This window comes from Halomonas organivorans (assembly GCF_014192055.1).
Lineage (GTDB): Bacteria > Pseudomonadota > Gammaproteobacteria > Pseudomonadales > Halomonadaceae > Halomonas > Halomonas organivorans.
In genome coordinates, this window is sequence record NZ_JACHXM010000004.1 from 97,711 (window position 1) to 116,394 (window position 18,684).

An 18,684-nucleotide genomic window follows, 5' to 3' on the forward strand; every position below is an offset into this window, starting at 1 on the left:
AGCATCCTGGGCGCCTGCCCCGTAACGCGGACCTGGGCGTGCCCAAGCCGGAGGTCGATCGCTTCATGGGGCTCTATGAGGCCAAACGCCTGGCCGACGCAGAACAGGCGGCCCAGTCGATGACCCAACGCTATCCGAAAAGCGCTTTCGCCTGGAAGGCGCTGGGCACCACGCTGCTCGAGGGGGGGCGCGTAGAAGAAGCTTTGGAGCATCTGCATCGCTCGGTGGAAATCAACGACGCGGATCCCCTGTCGTTGACCAGCCTGGCAGCCGTCTACTATCGACAGGGTGATCATGACCAGGCCGTGCGCTACCAGACACGCGCCGTGGAGCTGCAGCCTGACTATGCTCCGGCCCAGTACCGCCTGGCGGAGATGCTGCAATCGGCGGGTAAGCATATCAAGGCGCTGGAGCATGCCAGCAAGGCGCGAGAACAAGGATATGACGATTTCCGCAGCGGGGTTCTGGTGGGCTCCCTGCTGTACCAGACCAAATATTTCAGTCAGGCACTCGATATTTACCAGAAGCTCGAGCGAGACTATCCGGGGCATGCGCCCGTTTACAATAATCTGGGCAACCTCTACAAGGATATCGGACAGTACGAACTGGCCGAGTCTTATTACCAGCGGGCGCTGGAGCAGCAGCCTGACTATGTCATGGCTTACTCCAATATCTTCTTTGCAAAGCACTACAACCCTGATGTCAGCCAGCAGGACATTATCGACTTCGCCACGGGGTGGGATAGTCGCTTCGCTTTACCGCCGCTGCCCGCGTCTGGCAATCGGTTGGATCCGGCAAAGCCGTTGCGTGTTGGCCTGATTTCTTCCGGGTTTCGTATCCATCCGGTGGGGCAGATGATCGCCACGGCCATGGAGCATAGCCGCCCGGATATCCATCTCTATGCCTATACTACCAATGATCACGACGACTATGTGACGCAGAAGATTCGTGAGGCCACTCGCGTCTGGCGGCCGGTGCGCCATCTGGGGCAAGAAGCATTGGCCCAACAAATTCGTGACGATGCCATCGATATCCTGATCGATCTCTCGGGGCATGGGGATGGCAGCTGCCTGCAGGCCATCTCCATGCGGCCGGCGCCGCTCTGCGTCAAGTGGGTCGGAGGCTTGGTCAATACCATGGGGCTGTCTTCCATCGACTACCTGTTGTCCGATTCTATCGAGACACCCGCAGGCGTGGACGATCAATACACCGAAAAACTGATCAGGCTGCCGGATGATTACATCTGCTACATGCCCTGCCCCTATGCACCGGCTACCGCTTCCCTGCCGGCCGTCAAGAACGGCTATGTGACCCTTGGGTGTTTGAATAATCCTGCCAAGATCGGGGAGACGTTGCTGGGCGAATGGGCCAAATTGATGCACGAGCTGCCAGAGAGTCGCCTGCTACTGCGTGGTGCCCAGTATGAAAGCGAAGATTTCTGCCGATGGATCCGCGAAACTCTAGCAAGGCACGGCATCGAGGCATACCGCGTGATCCTCGAAGGACCCACCAAGCATGCAGAGTTCCTCGCAACCTACCAGCGCATTGATATTGCCCTGGACAGCTGGCCCTACTCAGGCGGCTTGACCACTTGCGAAGCCATGCTGATGGGTGTGCCGGTCGTGACTCTGCCGGGGCCGACCTTTGCGGGCCGCCATAGCGCCACTCACTTGATCAATGCCGGCATGCCGGAGCTGGTAACTGGCAGTTGGGAAGAATATCGCCAGCGGGTGCTGGAGCTCGCGAATGACCTGCCTAACCTGGCCTTGATTCGGGCCGGCCTGCGTACCGTGCTTCACTATTCTCCGGTGTGTGACGCGCCTCGCTTCGCCAATCATTTCAACAATGCCCTGAGAGCTATCTGGCAGCGGCACTGTGATGACAAGCCCCCTGAAGCGCTGACATTCAATCAGGAAGGTGAAGCCTGGTTCACTGGTGAAGATGAGCTAGTCGAGTTGGTTGAGGCTAGAGAAGAGGATGCTTCGGAAAGCGCGGCGTTCGAATGGGATTTTGATGAACCCATTACCATCATTGATAATGCGGCTGTACTACCCCGTCACCCGGATTACCCCCAATGGATGGAAAGCGGGAAGCTCGCGGTCATCAGTTTTGATCCTGCCAGCTTGCTGAATAACAGGATCGAAGAACTGAAGACGTTTGGGGAGCTGCATCACTACCCCCATGCGCTGCTTGGCGATGGCCAGCCCGCAACCCTGTACGCGACCCTTGATGCTGAGAAAGGTGGCACACTAAAGCCATTGCCAGAAGAGCAACAGCCGGAGTGTCAAAAGGATAAGCGGAAGGTGCTCGCCGAACTGCCCATCAATACTGTCGCACTCGACCAGATAGAGGGCCTTGCCAGTGTTGATATGCTGGTGCTGGACGATCAGCATGACGCGATCAAGATCCTTGAAAATGGTGAGAAAAAGCTCGAAGGAACTTTGCTTATTCAAGTAAAAGTGGCTTTTCAGGCGACACATGAGAGCCAGTCACAGTTTGGAGATCTTCAAGACTGGGCTGGCCGGAATGGGTTTAGGTTTTTTCGTTTCAAGGAGATGAATGCTGGTCGCCACTTGTTTGGAGATAGAAGTGGCGGTGGTCATGGTGTACCGAATCAATTATCTGGCGAAGCGCTCTTTATTCCTGATGAAGGGCGGTTGAAACTTTTGAGTCGTGAGAGAGAGAAGAAGTTAGAATATTTGGTCTCGAGTTTCTTTTCCGCTGCTTGTGGTTCTGACCGTAGTCTTGAAGTTCGAGGGGGGGGAGGTTTTCTCCATTCCGATTTTTGCGAAAACAAAAGCTTTGGAACATGGAGTCATCAGGGCCTAAGGGCCATCAAGAGTCGCCCTGGTTATATTGATGTGAGTGGCTATGCAAACATTACAGTGATAAATTCTTCGTCTTTCGAATTGATCCGAGAATATCCTTCTAGCAGAATTTCGATTCTCATGCCATGCATTAATTTGGAGGAAGGTAAAAGGGCTGCAAAAGCTATGGTGGATAGGGCTGGTATGAGTTGCCATGTTTTTATTCTCATGGATACATTGAGGCAGGGTTTCATAAAGACTATAAATTCTGCTTATGGGTGCTTGGATTCCAAGTATGTGGTGTATTGCGCCCAAGATGCCTTCCCTGGGATGTTGTGGCTTAAGAAAGCATATAATGATATTGAGTCATCCAACGCTGGCTTATTGTGCTTTAATGACGGTAAGTGGCGGGGGAGGATTGCTTCTTTTGGAATGGTTAGATCCAGTTGGGTTGATGAGGTCTATGGTGGAGAATTGTTGTATTCCGGCTATTCATCCCATTGCGCAGATGATGAGTTGACTTTTATCGCGCGGTCTCTTGGTGTTTATGTTTATTCCAGTGATAGTGTGCTGGTGGAGGTTGATTATAATAAAAAGCTGTCAGGGGGAGGAAATCGAAGTGATCGGGAAGTTTTTTGGGGAAGAGTGAGGTCTCGCTTTTCCGGTCGAATTTCTGTTGATCTGGTAAAAGAAATGTCAGGCGAGTATGGCGTAAATCCCGAAGAGGTTGAAATTCAATGACTGTTTTTGTGAGAGATGGAGTGTTTTTGTATTACTCCCATGTTCCGAAAACGGGAGGGACATCGGTTGAGCACTTTTTCAGAGATAATGGTTTTGGGGTGTTTGAAAAAGACCCAGGTCTTCAAGGGACTTTGAATAACCACAGGTTTTGTTCTCCTCAACATGCCGAGGCGGAGCGTGTGAAGAGAAACTTCAATATAGGGAAGTTTGATTATATTTTTGCTACTGTCAGGCACCCTGTGGATAGGGTGGTTAGTGAGTATAAATATCGATGTGGGGGGCGTGATGATGACATGAATGTCTGGATATGTAGTGCGTTGGAAGAGCAAAAGAAAAACCCGTACATATATGATAATCATTTGCGCCCTCAGTGGGAATTTATTTTGCCAGGCTCGGATGTTTTTCGGCAAGAAGAGGGGTTTGGCGATGAATGGGTTGGTAGAGTAAGTTGTGCTACAGGCTTGAGCTTTCCATTCCCCGCAAAAAAAGTTAATGTGACTGGAAGCTTGGATTTAAAATATAAGCTATGTAAAGAATCGTTGGAGATGATTGTTGAAGTATATGGTTTGGACTTTGATTTTTTTGGTTATGAAAGACCTGTTGTTTGAAATTTTGACTGGTGGCTCTCCACAAGGCTGTGAGCATTAAGCCGCTGTCGTGTTTTTATGGTAGCATGCTTTGGTTTTTTTGTTTTCCTTATAGGCAAACAGGATGAATCGTAAAAATACTATAGCCAGCCTTGCTTTAAGTGATCAGCGGCCAAGCCAATGCCGTCTCCCTACACGCCATGCCCACCATCGACATCACCCTCAATCTCTCCCCCGACGCCTGCCTGGCCCACTACGAGGGCCGGGTGGGCGTGGTGCATACCCGTAGCCTGGATGGGCGTAGCGTGGCGTTTCCGGCCGAGGCGCTGCGCCGGGTGGTGGCTCGGGATGGCGTACATGGCGTGTTCCGGCTGACCTTCTCTGCGCAGGGGCGCTTCCTGGGCATCAAGCGGCTGTAGTGGCCTCGGCGCCATTCTTTCTCCACCTCCCCAGCGGCCTCAAGATCGTTGCGCTTCGGTCGATAGTTACCCCGTTACTGAATCGGTCGATTGGGAGAGCAAGGGCATGGTGCAGGATGGTTACACCCGGGTGGAGAGCCCCGTCGAGATCGAGGCCTTGCTCGAGGCGTTGAGCGAGCCGGGTGGCGCCTCCCTGCAATTGGGCGAGGGCAGCGAGCCGCTGCCGGTGTTGCTGGCCGAACAGCGGGCCGGCGAGGAGCTCTCGCTGGATATCAGCGCCATCCGCGAGGTCGCCGGCGAACTCCAGCGGGGCAAGTCGTTCCGGCTGCTGGGCCAGGCCCAGGGCAAGATGGTGCGCACCCCCGAGCTCGCCATGCAGGAGTGCCGGCAGCAGGATGGCCGGCTGGTCTGCCGCTGCCCCTATCCCTACCACCTGGAAGTGCTGCAACGCCGCGAGACCTTTCGTGCCCGCCTCAGGCTGGGCATGGAGGTCGGGGCCATCCTGCGCGACGGAGAAGGCAAGCGCGTGCAGGGCGATCTCAAGGACCTGTCGCTCGAGGGCTGCCGGCTGGAACTGCCGCTGTCGGCCTCGAGCCTGTTGGCCGAGTCGCCGCTGCCGCTGGATATCGAACTGTGCTTCCCCGACGGCACCCGCTGCTCACTGCGTGGCAAGGCGCGTCATCGTCGCGTGGATACCGAGCGACAAGCGGTCATGGCAGGCTTCCGCTTCTCGGGCAACGGCCCCGATCAGGAGCGCAAGCTGTGGTACCTGGTGCGTGAGATCGAGCAGGAGGCGGCGCGCCATGTGGAGGGCGGCGAGGCTTCGCGTCTGCCGTCGCTGCTGTTCCAGGGGGCCGCCGCGTCCGGGCCGGAGGTGGGGCGGCGCAGCATGAAGGCCTACGCCACGCCGATGGCCAGGCGCCTCTCGCGCATCGCCGGCTATCTGGACGCCCAGATGCTGGAGCTCAGGGATGGTAACGAGGTGGATGGCGTGCAGCTCTCGCGGCATGCCGATCGCCTACTGCTGCTCCACGAGGAGGATCATGAAGCGCTGCTGTTCGCCAGCCACTGCCTGCACGACGAATCGTGGCTGGTCGGGCACGGGCTGGGGATGGCCGTGCATCTGCTCGACCTGGTGGGGCGGGTCTCCGTGCCGCATGAGCTGCGCAAGGCGCTGGTGGCCTGCGCCATGGTGCATGACCTGGGCAAGTCGCTGTTGCCGGATGACGTGTGGCAGCGAGCGAGCCCCGAGGAGGCATGGCCCGCTGAGCTGCCCGAGCATGTCGCTCGTCTGGAGAAGCGCATGGAGGGTTGCCAATGGCTGTCTTCCGCGGTGTTCGGCTCGGTGGTGCGGCGGGTCAACGAGCGCCTGGACGGCAGCGGCTATCCGGCCGGGCTCGACGGCGAGGCGCTCGGCGAACTGGAGCGTGCGGCGGCGGTGGTCGACGTCGTGGATACCCTGCGCCGTCCGCTCGGCGGGCGTCCGGCCTGGCCGGTGGGGGCCATCTATCGTTACCTGCTCGACCATGACCAGGCCTTCGATCAGCGCTGGGTCAAGCGCTACATCCGCCGCTTCGGCCTCTTTCCCGTGGGCTCGCTGGTGCGCTTTGCCGGCGGCCGGCTGGCCTGGGTGCAGGGCGTCGACGACCAGGGCCGGCCCGCGCGGGTGCAGCTCACCGAATCCATCGACCCGCCCGGCGAGGCGCTGGGCGAAGTGCTGCTCGGCGAGGTCGTTCAGCGGCTCGGCGAGCCGCTTGAGGAAGTGCGGGTCGGCCCTAAAGTGGAGTCGGAAACCGCCGATAGCCAGAAATAGTTCGCTTGGCGAAGTGTGTTTGCCTGACCCGTGGAAGCAGGATCTTGTCAGACTGGTGAGCCTCACGCCGTCAGGCAGGGCGGTGGCTTGAAGATGCCTCTGTGCCGGGGATACCGATGTATAGCGCCGATGCGACGCTCAGGCTCAAGCTCAAGGTCTGGGGGCTGGCTCGACGGTGGGATACGTCCCCGACGAGGTATATCGTCCATTGATCTAAGGAGTGGCAGAACCATGGCGGCGATGAAAGGCGCGAGCGCCTATGCGAGGGTGGGTGTCGAGAGCGGTGTAATCTCCGCCAGCCCCCATCAGTTGATCGTGATGCTGTTCGATGGCGCCAAGGCGTCCATCCGTGCAGCGCGCATTCATATTGAAGCCGGCAATATCACCCAGAAGGGCAAGTCGATCTCCAAGGCCCTGGAGATCGTCAACGGTGGCCTGGCGGCGGCGCTGGACGCCGAGCGCGGCGGCGAGGTGGCCCAGAATCTGGCCTCGCTCTACGATTACATCGCCCGGCTGCTGCTGTCGGCCAACCGTCACAACGAGGTAGCCAAGCTCGACGAGGCCGAGCAGCTGCTGGACGACATCGCCTCGGCCTGGCGCGAGATCGATCCCCAGGCCCAAGCCGCGGGAGGCTGACATGACGGACACCCCCGAGGCCTCGCAGGAAGCCGTGATCGCCGGCTACCAGGCCCTGCTGGCACGCAGCGAGCGCATGCTGGTCCTGGCGCGCGAGGCCGACTGGTCGGCGCTGGTGGACCAGGAAGCCGACTACGTCCAGCAGGTCGAGCACATCGCTGAACTGGACGCCCGGCATTCCCTGGGGAAGGCCGCCCAGGACCGCAAGGCCGAACTGCTGGAGCGGATTCTCGAGAACGATCTGGAGGTGCGTCGCCACCTCATGCAGCGTCGCGATGAGCTGGGTGAGCTGATCGGCACCTCGCGTCGCCAGCGGGACCTGCAGCGCGCCTACGGCAACGCCGGGGCGCAGGTCTTCAAGGCGGCTTCCCGCTTCGGCCAGGGCCCGATGTGAGCGGCATCACGCCCCTGATCGATACCCTTCTGCACCAGGTGCTGGGTAAGCGGGTCGACGTGCCCGCGCCCAAGCCACTCAACCAGCCGATCAAGCCCACGGCGCCTTCCGAGGCGCCGAAGGCCGTGCACAGCGATTCGCGGCTCGACGCCCGAGCGCCCGCTCCCGCGGCCGGCGAGGCGGCCAAGGGGGCCTCCCGTGGCACCCCTTCCCAGGCACCGGCCTCCCCGGGAGCCCCGCTCTCTGCCCTGACCCACTTCAGCGCCACGGCGCGCACCATCGCCGATCTGCTGGTGCGCTTTCCCGCGCCGGCCTCGGCGGTCTCGCCCGCCGCACCCTTGATGTCCGCCGATGCTACGCCAGCCCCCGAGCAGCTCGCCCAGCGCCTGGCGGGCAGCATCCGCGACAGCGGGCTCTTCTACGAGGCCCACCTGGCGCGCTGGTACAAGGGCGAGCTGTCGCGTCAGCAGCTCGATCGCGAGCCCCAGATGCTCAAGACCCTGCGCTTCGTGCCATTGCTCCAGGCCTCCACCTCGCCGTCGGGGGAAGGGCGGGCGGCCGAGGCCACGAGTCTCCTGGCCGCGCGGGTGCGTGCGGCCATGCCGCCCGTGCCCATGTTGCCCCAGGCGGGTGCGTTGTCGCGGTCGGGCGTGGAGCCGTCCGGTCCGCTTTCCGCGAATGCCGGCGCCCTGCGCTTGACGGCCATTCCGGCGACGCCTGTCACGCCGCCGCCCACCACGACGCCATCCCCCATGCAGGCTACGACGGTGCCGGCCGCGTCGGCGGAGGCCGGGCCGCCCTCGAGCGCGTCTTCCGGCCAGTCGCCATCCGCCGCCACGCTGCCGATCGATGGCCGGCGCGATGCCGTTCCCGAGAGCCTGCAGCACCTGGTGCGCCACCAGCTGGAGATGCTGGCCACGCCCAACCTGCGCTGGGAGGGCGATGTCTGGTCGGGGTTGTTCATGGCCCTGGTGATCCAACTGCCCCAGGGGCGTCGCGAGGGCCAGCCGGGGGGCGACGAGGCCTCGGGCGAGCGGCGCAACGAGTCACAGGGGTGGCGCTCAGAGCTCGACCTGGACGTGGCCGGCCTGGGGCCCATGAAGGTCTCGCTGTGGATGCGCGACGCCAGGTTGGACATCGACCTGCGAGTGAACGAGGAGGCGGCGCGTTCTCGGCTCGAAGCGGGCCTGGAGGTGCTGCGCCGTCGCCTGGCGGGGCATGGTTTCGATGATGTGCGGCTGCGGCTGGATGCGGCCTCAGGTGAGATGCCATGAACGACTCGGATCGCCAGTCCCGGCGTCAGGCGGTGGCCCTGGCCTATCAGGAGGCCAAGGGGGCGCCGCGAGTGGTGGCGCAGGGCTATGGCGAGCTGGCCGAGCGCATCGTCGAGGAGGCGCGGCGACAGGGCGTCTTCGTGCACGATGCCCCCGAGCTGGTGGGCCTGCTGATGCAGCTCGACCTGGACGAGGAAATTCCACCGCGGCTCTATCAGGTGATCGCCGAGCTGCTGGTCTGGGTGCGGGAGATGGCGGGGGACTCCGGTCAGCCGTAAAGCGCCAGGGAAGTCATCCTCAAGCATCATTTTTGTAATTAAGTGTTAAAATCTAAGTATGATTTACTTCTAGTGCGACACTCTAAGAAGATGTTTTGTGGGAAGCTTTTTCAACAAATTGATATGGATCAAGGTCGTCGCGATGCCAGCGTTGGCAGCGGTGCATTGAAAAACGGGCGACCCTGGTGACAATGTTACACAAATGACAACAAACGCCGGTATGTTGTGCATTTCGTGGTACGGGGGCTTCCCCTAAACGAGCACGGCGATAGACCGTGACGCAGGAATATGCCAATAAAAGCAGGGAATTATGAAAACCAATCCGCACGTCGACGAGATTCGGGAAATGAATCTCGCCTATCTGTTACTCGCCCAACGGTTGCTGAATGACGACCGGGTCGAAGCCATGTTCCGCCTCAAGATCGATGAGGAAATGGCCGATCTCCTGACCTCGTTGAACGCCCAGCAGCTGGCACGCCTGGCCAATACCAACCAGCTGCTGTGCCATCTGGGCTGCGAGGGGGCCGACCAGCTGCGTCAGGTGGTCGACAACCCTCGTGACCAGGGGCTCGCCCATTTCCACTCTTCGCTGCTGATGGCGTCGCGCTCCATGCTGTCGCAGGGAGGCGATCATGTCGGCTAAGAGCCTGCTGGACGAGCTGCAGCAGGTGCAGCTCGCCATCGACCTGATCGAACTGGGGGCTCGCCTCCAGGTGCTGGAAACCGAGACCGATCTCAGCCGCGCCCGGCTGATTCGGCTGTTCAAGGAAGTGCGTGGCATGTCGCCGCCCAAGGGCATGCTGCCGTTCTCCACCGACTGGTTCATCACCTGGATGCCCAACATCCATTCGTCGCTGTTCTACAACGTCTTCCGGCGCTTGCTCGAGGACCATGACTGCGGGCGCATGGAAGCCTTCATCAAGGCCTATCGCCTCTACCTGGAGCAGGTGGAGATCGATGGCGCCGAGGCGGTCTTGGGGCTGACCCGGGCCTGGACCCTGGTGCGCTTCTTCGAGAGCGACCAGCTTCAGCTTTCCGAATGCGGTCGCTGCCACGGGCATTTCGTGGCCCATGCCCATAGCCCGTCGCACGACTACGTCTGCGGCATCTGCCAGCCGCCCTCCCGGGCGGGCAAGACCCGCAAGCGTCGCGAGGCATCGGTGGCCAAACCGATGTCGGTCGAAGCGTTACGCCAGGCCTGAGTCCTGGCCGCCGACTCGGTGGCTAGCCGGCGCCTGATCAATGACGAGACCGCTTTCGGCCCTTCGGCCGGAGGCGGTCTCTTCGTCTGGGTGAAGCGCACTTCGACATTCCCGCCAGCGGCAACTTTCTCGCCCCTTTTCTCGCCCCGCACCCTCAAGCCTGCCCGGTCCCGGCCGATAGCTTCGACAGTAACGTCATTCACGTGTCGACGAGGGTCATTCGGTCGTGCTGATTCCCATTGGTTATCTGGTCGTTCTGTTGTCGGTCTTCGGTGGCTTCGTGCTGGCCGGGGGCAGCCTGGGGCCGCTCTTCCAGCCCACCGAGCTGCTGATGATCGGCGGCGCCGGCATCGGGGCCTTCGTCGCTGCCAACAACGGCAAGGCGCTCAAGGCCACCTTCCGTATCCTGCCGCGGCTGCGCCGCTCCAAGAAATACGACAAGGCGCTGTACATGGATCTGATGGCGCTGCAGTACAAGATCCTGGCCAAGATTCGCCGCGACGGCATGCTGGGCATCGAGCGCGACATCGACAACCCCTCGGAGAGCGCGCTGTTCAACGAGCACCCCAAGGTGCTGGCCGATCCGGTGATCATGGCCTTTCTCACCGACTACCTGCGCCTGATGGTCAGCGGCAGCATGGATCCCATGGAGCTCGACGAGCTGATGCTGCACGAGATCGAGGCCTTCGAGCAGGAAGCCCATATCCCCGCCGACGCCATCCACAAGGTCGGCGATGCCATGCCGGCCTTCGGCATCGTCGCCGCGGTGATGGGGGTCGTGAAGGCGCTGAGCGCCTCCGCCGCCGATCCGGAGCAGATGGGGGTGATGATCGCCCACGCCCTGGTGGGCACCTTCCTCGGCATCCTGCTCGGCTATGGCTTCATCATGCCGCTGTCCAGCCGCATCGAGCGCCAGACCAAGGAAGTCGAGAAGGTATTGCAGTGCATGCGCGTCACCCTGCTGGCCAGCCTGCACGGCTATGCCCCGCAGCTGGCCGTGGAGTTCGGCCGCAAGGCGCTGCACAGCGCCGAGCGCCCGGGGTTCAGCGAGCTCGAGGAATACGTGCGTGAAGCCAAGGCGGGTGTGGGGAGCGCATGAGTCAGGGGGACAACCGCCGGCCGATCATCATTCGGCGCAAGAAGGTCGTCAAGTCTCACCATGGCGGCAGCTGGAAGATTGCCCTGGCGGACTTCATGACCGCCTTGATGGCGCTGTTCCTGGTGATGTGGATCCTCTCCTCGGCCAGCCGCGAGCAGCGTGAAGGCGTGGCGCAGTACTTCAGCACGCCGCTGGTGGCCGCCATCACCAGCGGCGATCGCGTGGCCGTAAGCGAGAACGTGATTCCCGGCGGCGGTCCCGATCCGACCTTCAAGGAGGGCGAGCGGGCGCGCATCGACCTGCGCCAGCAGACGCGGCCCAGCGAGCGCCAGCGGCGTGCCTTCCGCGACCTGCAGGAGCGCATCGAGGCGGCCATCGAGGCCGACCCCGATCTCAAGCAGCTGCGCGACCAGCTGCGTTTCGACATGACGCCGGAAGGACTGCGCATCCAGCTGCTGGATACCGAGCAGCGGCCGATGTTCGAGCTGGGTAGCGCCCGGGTGGCGCCCTACATGCGCGACCTGCTGCGCCTGATCGCGCCGTTGCTCAACGAGCTGCCCAACGACCTGAGCATCAGCGGGCACACCGACAGCCTGGCCTATCTCAACGGCATCCGCGGCTACGGCAACTGGGAGCTGTCCACCGAGCGGGCCAATGCCTCGCGCCGCGAGCTGGTGGCCGGCGGGCTGGATGCCAGCAAGCTGCTGCGCGTGGCGGGTTTCGCCGATCAGGTGCCGATGCCCGATACCGAGCCCAGCGACCCGATGAATCGGCGCATCGAGCTGCTGGTGCTGTTCGAGGCGGTGGCCGAGCGCATTCGCTCGCCGCGGGTGGTCAACGGCCTCGGGCTGCCCTCGACGCTGGGTGGCGGCAATCGCCAGCCATCCGCCGAGACGCCGCTGGAACGCTTCAACCAACAACTCAACAAGGCCCTGGGCCCGGCATCATCGCCCTGAGGGCACCACACATCTGGGTGGGGAACTGCATGGATATCACTGATTTCTATGACACCTTCTTCGAGGAGGCTGAGGAGCTGCTCGCCGATATGGAGCGCTATCTCCTCGAGCTCGACGTCGACGACCCCGACGCCGAGCAGCTCAACGCCATCTTCCGGGCGGCGCACTCGATCAAGGGCGGCGCCGGGACCTTCGGCTTCGACGTCCTGCAGCAGACCACGCACCTGTTCGAGAACCTGCTCGATCACACCCGCCAGGGCGAGCTGACCCTGCGTCGGGACATCGTCGACACCTTTCTGGAAACCAAGGACATGCTGCACGACCAGCTGGACGCCTATCGCAACGACGAAGAACCCGACCAGGAAGCCTTCGCCCGCATCTGCGAGACCCTGCAGCGGCTGGCGCTCGAGGAGATCGGCCAGGCGCTCGATGGGGCCAATGGCGTGCCGGGCCAGTCCTCGGTGGACACGCCCGCTGCTTCCGCCCCCGAGCCCGCGCCGACTCCCGGCGAAGCGTCGCCCGGCGAAGCGTCGCCCGGCGAGCCGGCGTCCGGCGGTGGCGGCGAAAAGCGGTTGACGGTGTCGCTGCTGAACGTCGGCGACAAGGATCGCGGCCTGCTGGTGGAGGAGCTCGAGCAGCTCGGCGAGATCGAGGCCCGCGAAGGCGATTCGGCCTGCTATCGGGTGACCCTGACCACCGCGGTGGGGGCCGAGGACATCGAGGCGGTGATGTGCTTCATCGTCGAGCCGGAGCAGCTCAGGATCGAGCAGGGCGATGCCGAGGCTTCGTCCGCCGGGGCCGGAGAGCCTCGCCTGACGGTGTCGTTGATCAACGTCGGCGACAAGGATCGCGGCCTGCTGGTGGAAGAGCTTGAGCAGCTCGGCGAGATCGAGGCCCGGGAAGGCGACGCGAGCTGCTATCGGGTGACCCTGGCCACCGCGGTGAGCGCCGAGGACATCGAGGCGGTGATGGGCTTCATCGTCGAGCCGGACCAGCTTCGGATTGAGCCGGCCGGCGCTCCGGGGTCCGACGCTCCTGCCGCGGGAGAGGCGCCGGCCCCGGACGCCGACGAGCCCGTGCCCGAGAACGTTGCCGAGCCCGTCGCCGCGCCGGCTGCCGACGCCAAGGCCGAGACGCCCAAGCCGGCCGCCGACAAGCCCAAGCAAGACAAGCCCAAGCAAGACAAGCCCAAGGCCAGGAAGGCCAAGTCCGGCGGCGGCGAATCCACCTCGATCCGCGTCTCGGTGGAAAAGGTCGATCAGATCATCAACCTGGTCGGCGAGCTGATCATCACCCAGTCGATGCTCGACCAGACCGTCAGCGAACTCGACAACGTCAACCACAGCGGCCTGCACAACGGCATGAACCTGCTGCAGCGCAACGCCCGCGACCTTCAGGAAGCGGTGATGTCGGTGCGCATGATTCCCATGGACTTCGTGTTCAGCCGCTTCCCGCGCGTGGTGCGCGAGACCGCGGGCAAGCTGGGCAAGGAAATCGAGCTGGTCACCGAGGGCGAGTCCACCGAGCTCGACAAGAGCCTGACCGAACGCATCATCGACCCGCTCACCCACCTGGTGCGCAACAGCCTGGACCACGGCATCGAGGCGCCGGACGCGCGCGAGGCCGCCGGCAAGCCGCGCACCGGCAAGCTGACCCTGTCGGCCAAGCACCAGGGCGGCAACATCCTGATCGAGGTGATCGACGACGGCGGCGGCCTGAACCGCGAGAGGATCCTGGCCAAGGCGCGGGAAAACGGCCTCAACGTCTCCGACGGCATGAGCGACGACGAGGTCTGGCAAATGATCTTCGCGCCGGGCTTCTCCACTGCCCAGGAGGTCAGCGATGTCTCCGGCCGCGGCGTGGGCATGGACGTGGTCAAGCGCAACATCCAGGGCATGGGCGGCAACGTCCAGATCATGTCCCGGCCCGGCGAGGGCACCACCATCCGCATCGTGCTGCCGCTGACCCTGGCGATCCTCGACGGTATGTCGATCAAGGTCGGCAGGGAGGTCTTCATCCTGCCGCTGTCCGCGGTGCTGGAATCGCTGCAGCCCAGCCGAGACGACCTCTATGCCATGGCCGGCGACGACGTGGTGCTCAAGGTCCGCGACGAATACCTGCCGGTGGTGCCCGTCCACGAGGCGCTCGACGTGACCGACGCCAAGACCGAGCTCGACGAGATGATCGCGGTGATCGTCCAGGGCGAGGGCCGCCGCTATGCCCTGCTGGTGGACGAGCTGATCGGCCAGCAGCAGGTGGTGGTCAAGAACCTCGAGACCAACTACCGCAAGGTGCCTGGCGTCTCGGCGGCGACCATTCTCGGCGACGGCAGCGTGGCGCTGATCCTCGATATCACCGACCTGCATCGCCTCAATCGAGCCAAGAAGGAGGCGCGGCGCGGCCAGCGCGTCGATGCCGCCCCCACGACCCTTTCCCGCAAGGAGGTAGAGCCGTCATGACCACCCAGACCACCGACGCCGCCCTGGCCGCCACCGAAGAGCAGAACCGTGAGTTCCTGGTGTTCTCGCTGGGCGACGAGGAATACGCCATCGACATCCTCAAGGTGCAGGAGATCCGCGGCTACGAGAACGTCACCCGCATCGCCAACGCCCCGGACTTCATCAAGGGGGTGACCAACCTGCGCGGCGTGATCGTGCCGATCGTCGACCTGCGCATCAAGTTCCGCCTGGAGAACGTCGAGTACGGCGGCCAGACGGTGGTCATCGTGCTCAACGTCGGCGAGCGCATCGTCGGCATCGTGGTCGACGGCGTCTCCGACGTCATGACCCTGACGCCCGAGCAGATCAAGCCGGCGCCGGAATTCGGCGTGACCCTGTCCTCCGACTTCCTGAGCGGTCTGGGCAGCCTCGAGGATCGCATGCTGGTGCTGGTCGACATCGACAAGCTGCTGACCAGCCAGGAGATGGCGCTGGTCGACTCGGTAAGCGAGTGAGCCGACGCGCCTGAAGGGGAAACCACACCCTCGATACAGAACAACAACACACCCGACAAGAGGTGACGCGTGCGCCAGCTGACAACGACACAGAAACTGTGGGGATCCCTGGGCATCATCTGGCTGGCCATGGGCCTGATGGTGGCCTGGGGCGCCTGGGAGAATCGCCAGACCATGCTGGAGGAGCGCCACGGGGCCCTCCAGGACTACGTCCACCTCGCCAAGGGGGCAATCGAGGCCGAAGCCGAGCGAGCCGCCAACGGGGAGATCGGCGTCGAGCAGGCCAAGCAGCGTGCCGCCGCCATCGTCAAGGCCATGCAGTATGACGACGGCCGCGGCTATCTCTACGTCTTCGACGACGACTTCGCGCTGCTCAGCCATCCGCGCCTGGCGGTGGGCACCGACGTCGGCGACTTCCAGAACGTCGAGGATCGCTACCTGTTCCGCGAATTTGCCCAGGACGTGGCCAGCGATGACGGCTACGTCGACTATCTCTGGCCCCATGAGGAAGGCAGCGAGCCGATTCCCAAGTCGTCCTATCACGAGCGCTTCGCGCCCTGGGGCTGGACGATCGGCACCGGCGTCTACATCGACGACATCGATGCCGCCTTCCTGGCCTCGCTGACGCGCTCGCTGCTGGCGCTACTGGTGGTCGGCGTGCCGGTGAGTCTGGGCATGGCCATGGTGATTCGCGGCGTGACCCGCTCGCTGGGCGGCGATCCCCGCTATGCCGCCGCCTCGGTGCGGTCCATCGCCGACGGCGACCTGACCCGCGAGGTGCGCCTGCGCGAGGGCGATGGCGGCAGCCTGCTGTTCGACATCGAGCGCATGCGTCGGGCCCTGGCCACCACCATCGGCGACATCCATCGCGACAGCGACGCCGTGAACCTCGAGGTCGAGAGCCTGGGCGAAGGCAACGCCGAGCTGGCCACGCGCACCGAGCAGCAAGCGGCGGCACTGTCGGAGACCGCCTCCAGCATGGAACAGCTGACCACCACGGTGGGCCACAACGCCGAGCATGCCGACCAGGCGCGCGAGGTCGCCGCGGACACCGCCGGCAGCGCCGAGCGCGGCCGGCAGGCCATGGCCGAGGTGGTGACGGCCATCGACGCCATCAACGACAGCGCCACCCGGATGACCTCGATCGTCGACACCATCGACTCGATCGCCTTCCAGACCAACATCCTGGCGCTCAACGCCTCGGTGGAGGCGGCGCGGGCCGGCGAGCACGGCCGCGGCTTCGCCGTGGTCGCCGAAGAGGTGCGCAACCTGGCTAGCCGTTCGGCCCAGGCGACCCAGGAGATCAAGGCGCTGATCGAACGCTCCGACGGCCAGGTCGTGGAGGGCAGCCGGCGGGTCAAGGACACCGATGCCCTGATCGCCGGCATGGCCGGCGACATCCAGCGCCTTAGCGGGCTGGTGGAGGAGATCTCCACGGCGACCCGCGAGCAGCGCCAGGGCATCGAGCAGGTCGGCGTTGCCGTCACCCAGATGGACCGCATGACCCAGCAGAATGCCGGCCTGGTGGAGGGCAGCGGCACCGCCTCGCGTCGGCTGGTGGCGCGTGCCCAGCACCTGCGCGAGCGGGTTGCCCACTTCCGGCTCGCAGAGGGCGGCGAGGCCGAGGCGCCTGTGGCGCTGCCGGCGGCGGATGAGGCCCGCTCGCCGGCGCCGGCCGAGGCCTGAAGACGAGATTCGATTATCGGGGCGGTGCCTGCCGCCCCACAGCAAGGGAGAGAGTCGTGAAGCTTCTCGACAACATGACCGTTCGGGTCAGCTGGAGCCTGGTGCTGGCGGTGTTTGCCGTCCTGATCCTGGTGCTGAGCGGACTGGGCCTCTACACGGTGCGCTACAGCGAGGATTCGCTGCGTTCCCTCAACCAGGTCAACGTGGACCAGCAGTCCACCCTCAACCGCGCCAACTCGCAGATGCTGTTCGCGCAGATGGAGCTGCGCAACCTGCACGCCCGCCTGGCCGAGGCCGTGTGGCCGGACGATCGGGAGGCGGTGCAGGCCGAGGCCGAGGCCCTGACCGGCACCTTCGATGAGATCGAGGCGACCTTCCAGGAGTTCCTGGCCCTGCCGACGCAGGACGGCCAGGCGGAGCTGATCGCGCCGGTCGAGGAGAGCTTCACGGCGCTGATGAGCGACGGCCTGCGCCCCCAGCAGCAGGCCCTGGAGGAGGGCAGCGCCCAGGCCTTCAGCGATCTGCACGGCGAGGTCGAGCAGCTCACCGATACCTTCTACGCCGACTCCGTCAACTTCTTCCGCCATGCGGAGAGTAACGGGGCATCGCTCTACAGCAACTTCTTCGACAAGGTCGGCCTGCTCAAGGGGCTGATGGTCGCCGCGTTGGTGATCGCCGCCCTGACCATCGCCGCGGTGCTGTGGGGCGTGACGGTCAATGTCATCCGCCCGCTCGGCCGGCTGGTCGGCTACTTCGAGCGCATGGAGCAGGGTGATCTGTCCCAGGAGATTCCGCGCCTCGGCAACAACGAGATCGGCCGCCTCTACGGCTCGCTGGACAAGATGCAGCACGGCCTGGCCGAGACGGTGGGCAGCGTGCGTGCCAGCGGCGACTCGATCTTCCAGGGCTCCCAGAGCATCGCCAGCGGCAACAACGACCTGTCCTCGCGCACCGAAGAACAGGCCGCCTCGCTGCAGGAGACCGCCTCGAGCATGGAGGAGCTGTCCTCCACCGTCGGCCAGAACGCCGAGAATGCCCAGCAGGCCAGCCAGCTGGCCGCCGATGCCACTCGCACCGCCGAGCAGGGCGGCGAAGTGGTCGGCGAGGTGGTCTCGACCATGCACGAGATCCACCGCGGTTCCCAGCGTGTAGCCGAGATCATCGGCACCATCGACGCCATCGCCTTCCAGACCAACATCCTGGCGCTCAACGCCTCGGTAGAGGCGGCGCGAGCCGGCGAGCACGGTCGCGGCTTCGCCGTGGTGGCCCAGGAAGTGCGCAGCCTGGCCAGCCGCTCGGCGGATGCGGCCAGCGAGATCCGCGGCCTGATCGAGGACTCGGTGAGCCAGGTCGAGGCCGGCTCCGCGCGGGTCGACCGGGCCGGCCAGACCATGTCCGAGATCGTCGCCGCGGTGCAGCGGGTCAGCGACATCATGGACGAGATCGCCGCCGCCTCCACCGAGCAGAGCAACGGCATCACCCAGGTCAACGACGCCGTCACCCAGATGGATCAGGTCACCCAGCAGAACGCCACCCTGGTCCAGCAGGCGGCCAGCGCGGCCACCCAGCTGGAGGCCGAAGCCGGCCGCCTGCGCGAGGTCACCGGTCGCTTCCGGCTCAAGGAGGGCGCCGAGGCGCCGCGTCTCGCCGCGCGAGCGGACACCGGCCAGGACAGCGGACTGGCGCGCTGGATGCCGTCACTGGTGTCGGACCAACGCGCGTCGGACGAGCGCGCCGACGCCGCTTCGGCACGCACGCGTAGCCAGGGTCAGGACGAGGAGTGGGAATCGTTCTGACCGACGACCCGGTGCCGTCTCGCGCGGCGCCATCACAGAACAG

Annotated in this window: 16 protein-coding genes; all 16 read left to right on the top strand. The window is 63.7% G+C overall.

What is annotated here, in order from left to right:
- The first annotated feature begins 38 nt into the window (after positions 1 to 38).
- Positions 39 to 3,548, top strand: a complete 3,510-nt coding sequence (locus tag FHR96_RS06160) for an O-linked N-acetylglucosamine transferase family protein (protein ID WP_183386780.1) — start codon at positions 39 to 41, stop codon at positions 3,546 to 3,548.
- Positions 3,545 to 4,156: a sulfotransferase family 2 domain-containing protein gene (locus FHR96_RS06165; protein ID WP_183386781.1), complete on the top strand. Its 612-nt coding sequence runs from the start codon at positions 3,545 to 3,547 to the stop codon at positions 4,154 to 4,156. Before FHR96_RS06160 ends, FHR96_RS06165 begins: the two co-directional genes overlap by 4 nt.
- 179 nt (positions 4,157 to 4,335) lie before the next feature.
- On the top strand, positions 4,336 to 4,554 hold the full coding sequence (locus FHR96_RS06170) for a DUF2835 domain-containing protein (protein ID WP_183386782.1): 219 nt from the start codon (positions 4,336 to 4,338) through the stop codon (positions 4,552 to 4,554).
- Between the two features lie 106 nt (positions 4,555 to 4,660).
- Positions 4,661 to 6,367 carry a PilZ domain-containing protein gene (locus FHR96_RS06175; protein ID WP_183386783.1) on the top strand — a complete coding sequence of 569 codons (1,707 nt, stop codon included), beginning with the start codon at positions 4,661 to 4,663 and terminating at the stop codon, positions 6,365 to 6,367.
- 231 nt (positions 6,368 to 6,598) lie between these two features.
- Positions 6,599 to 7,003 carry a flagellar export chaperone FliS gene (gene fliS, locus FHR96_RS06180; RefSeq protein ID WP_183386784.1) on the top strand — a complete coding sequence of 135 codons (405 nt, stop codon included), beginning with the start codon at positions 6,599 to 6,601 and terminating at the stop codon, positions 7,001 to 7,003.
- A gap of 1 nt (position 7,004) precedes the next feature.
- Positions 7,005 to 7,397: a flagellar protein FliT gene (gene fliT / locus FHR96_RS06185; RefSeq protein ID WP_183386785.1), complete on the top strand. Its 393-nt coding sequence runs from the start codon at positions 7,005 to 7,007 to the stop codon at positions 7,395 to 7,397.
- Entirely contained in the window at positions 7,394 to 8,671 is a 1,278-nt protein-coding gene (fliK, locus tag FHR96_RS22680; RefSeq protein WP_183386786.1) for a flagellar hook-length control protein FliK, read from the top strand. The genes fliT and fliK overlap by 4 nt, the downstream gene beginning before the upstream one ends.
- The gene (locus tag FHR96_RS06195; RefSeq protein WP_183386787.1) at positions 8,668 to 8,949 is read left to right on the top strand and encodes an EscU/YscU/HrcU family type III secretion system export apparatus switch protein; all 282 of its coding nucleotides are present in this window, start codon (positions 8,668 to 8,670) and stop codon (positions 8,947 to 8,949) included. Before fliK ends, FHR96_RS06195 begins: the two co-directional genes overlap by 4 nt.
- A gap of 310 nt (positions 8,950 to 9,259) precedes the next feature.
- Positions 9,260 to 9,592, top strand: coding sequence for a flagellar transcriptional regulator FlhD (gene flhD, locus FHR96_RS06200; RefSeq protein WP_183386788.1), 333 nt, complete (start codon positions 9,260 to 9,262; stop codon positions 9,590 to 9,592).
- A complete protein-coding gene (gene flhC / locus FHR96_RS06205; RefSeq protein ID WP_183386789.1) occupies positions 9,582 to 10,151 on the top strand; it encodes a flagellar transcriptional regulator FlhC in 570 nt (189 codons plus the stop codon). Before flhD ends, flhC begins: the two co-directional genes overlap by 11 nt.
- Before the next feature lie 226 nt (positions 10,152 to 10,377).
- Complete coding sequence (motA, locus tag FHR96_RS06210; protein WP_183386790.1) at positions 10,378 to 11,250, top strand: flagellar motor stator protein MotA; 873 nt, start codon at positions 10,378 to 10,380, stop codon at positions 11,248 to 11,250.
- Positions 11,247 to 12,206 (top strand): flagellar motor protein MotB, encoded by a 960-nt coding sequence (gene motB / locus FHR96_RS06215; RefSeq protein ID WP_183386791.1) that lies wholly within the window; start codon positions 11,247 to 11,249, stop codon positions 12,204 to 12,206. The genes motA and motB overlap by 4 nt, the downstream gene beginning before the upstream one ends.
- A 29-nt stretch (positions 12,207 to 12,235) precedes the next feature.
- Complete coding sequence (locus FHR96_RS06225; RefSeq protein ID WP_246392819.1) at positions 12,236 to 14,665, top strand: chemotaxis protein CheW; 2,430 nt, start codon at positions 12,236 to 12,238, stop codon at positions 14,663 to 14,665.
- Positions 14,662 to 15,159 carry a chemotaxis protein CheW gene (gene cheW / locus FHR96_RS06230; protein ID WP_183386792.1) on the top strand — a complete coding sequence of 166 codons (498 nt, stop codon included), beginning with the start codon at positions 14,662 to 14,664 and terminating at the stop codon, positions 15,157 to 15,159. Before FHR96_RS06225 ends, cheW begins: the two co-directional genes overlap by 4 nt.
- 69 nt (positions 15,160 to 15,228) lie before the next feature.
- A complete protein-coding gene (locus FHR96_RS06235; RefSeq protein WP_183386793.1) occupies positions 15,229 to 16,845 on the top strand; it encodes a methyl-accepting chemotaxis protein in 1,617 nt (538 codons plus the stop codon).
- A 56-nt stretch (positions 16,846 to 16,901) separates the two neighbouring features.
- The gene (locus FHR96_RS06240; RefSeq protein WP_343066343.1) at positions 16,902 to 18,641 is read left to right on the top strand and encodes a methyl-accepting chemotaxis protein; all 1,740 of its coding nucleotides are present in this window, start codon (positions 16,902 to 16,904) and stop codon (positions 18,639 to 18,641) included.
- The last annotated feature ends 43 nt before the right edge of the window (positions 18,642 to 18,684 follow it).

Bases quoted from the DNA above. Each gene is read 5' to 3' on its own strand.
- motB (WP_183386791.1), top strand. From the start codon at position 11,247: ATGAGTCAGGGGGACAACCGCCGGCCGATCATCATTCGGCGCAAGAAG.
- FHR96_RS06170 (WP_183386782.1), top strand. From the start codon at position 4,336: ATGCCCACCATCGACATCACCCTCAATCTCTCCCCCGACGCCTGCCTG.
- cheW (WP_183386792.1), top strand. From the start codon at position 14,662: ATGACCACCCAGACCACCGACGCCGCCCTGGCCGCCACCGAAGAGCAG.
- fliT (WP_183386785.1), top strand. From the start codon at position 7,005: ATGACGGACACCCCCGAGGCCTCGCAGGAAGCCGTGATCGCCGGCTAC.
- FHR96_RS06225 (WP_246392819.1), top strand. From the start codon at position 12,236: ATGGATATCACTGATTTCTATGACACCTTCTTCGAGGAGGCTGAGGAG.
- FHR96_RS06195 (WP_183386787.1), top strand. From the start codon at position 8,668: ATGAACGACTCGGATCGCCAGTCCCGGCGTCAGGCGGTGGCCCTGGCC.
- flhD (WP_183386788.1), top strand. From the start codon at position 9,260: ATGAAAACCAATCCGCACGTCGACGAGATTCGGGAAATGAATCTCGCC.
- fliS (WP_183386784.1), top strand. From the start codon at position 6,599: ATGGCGGCGATGAAAGGCGCGAGCGCCTATGCGAGGGTGGGTGTCGAG.
- flhC (WP_183386789.1), top strand. From the start codon at position 9,582: ATGTCGGCTAAGAGCCTGCTGGACGAGCTGCAGCAGGTGCAGCTCGCC.
- FHR96_RS06175 (WP_183386783.1), top strand. From the start codon at position 4,661: ATGGTGCAGGATGGTTACACCCGGGTGGAGAGCCCCGTCGAGATCGAG.
- FHR96_RS06165 (WP_183386781.1), top strand. From the start codon at position 3,545: ATGACTGTTTTTGTGAGAGATGGAGTGTTTTTGTATTACTCCCATGTT.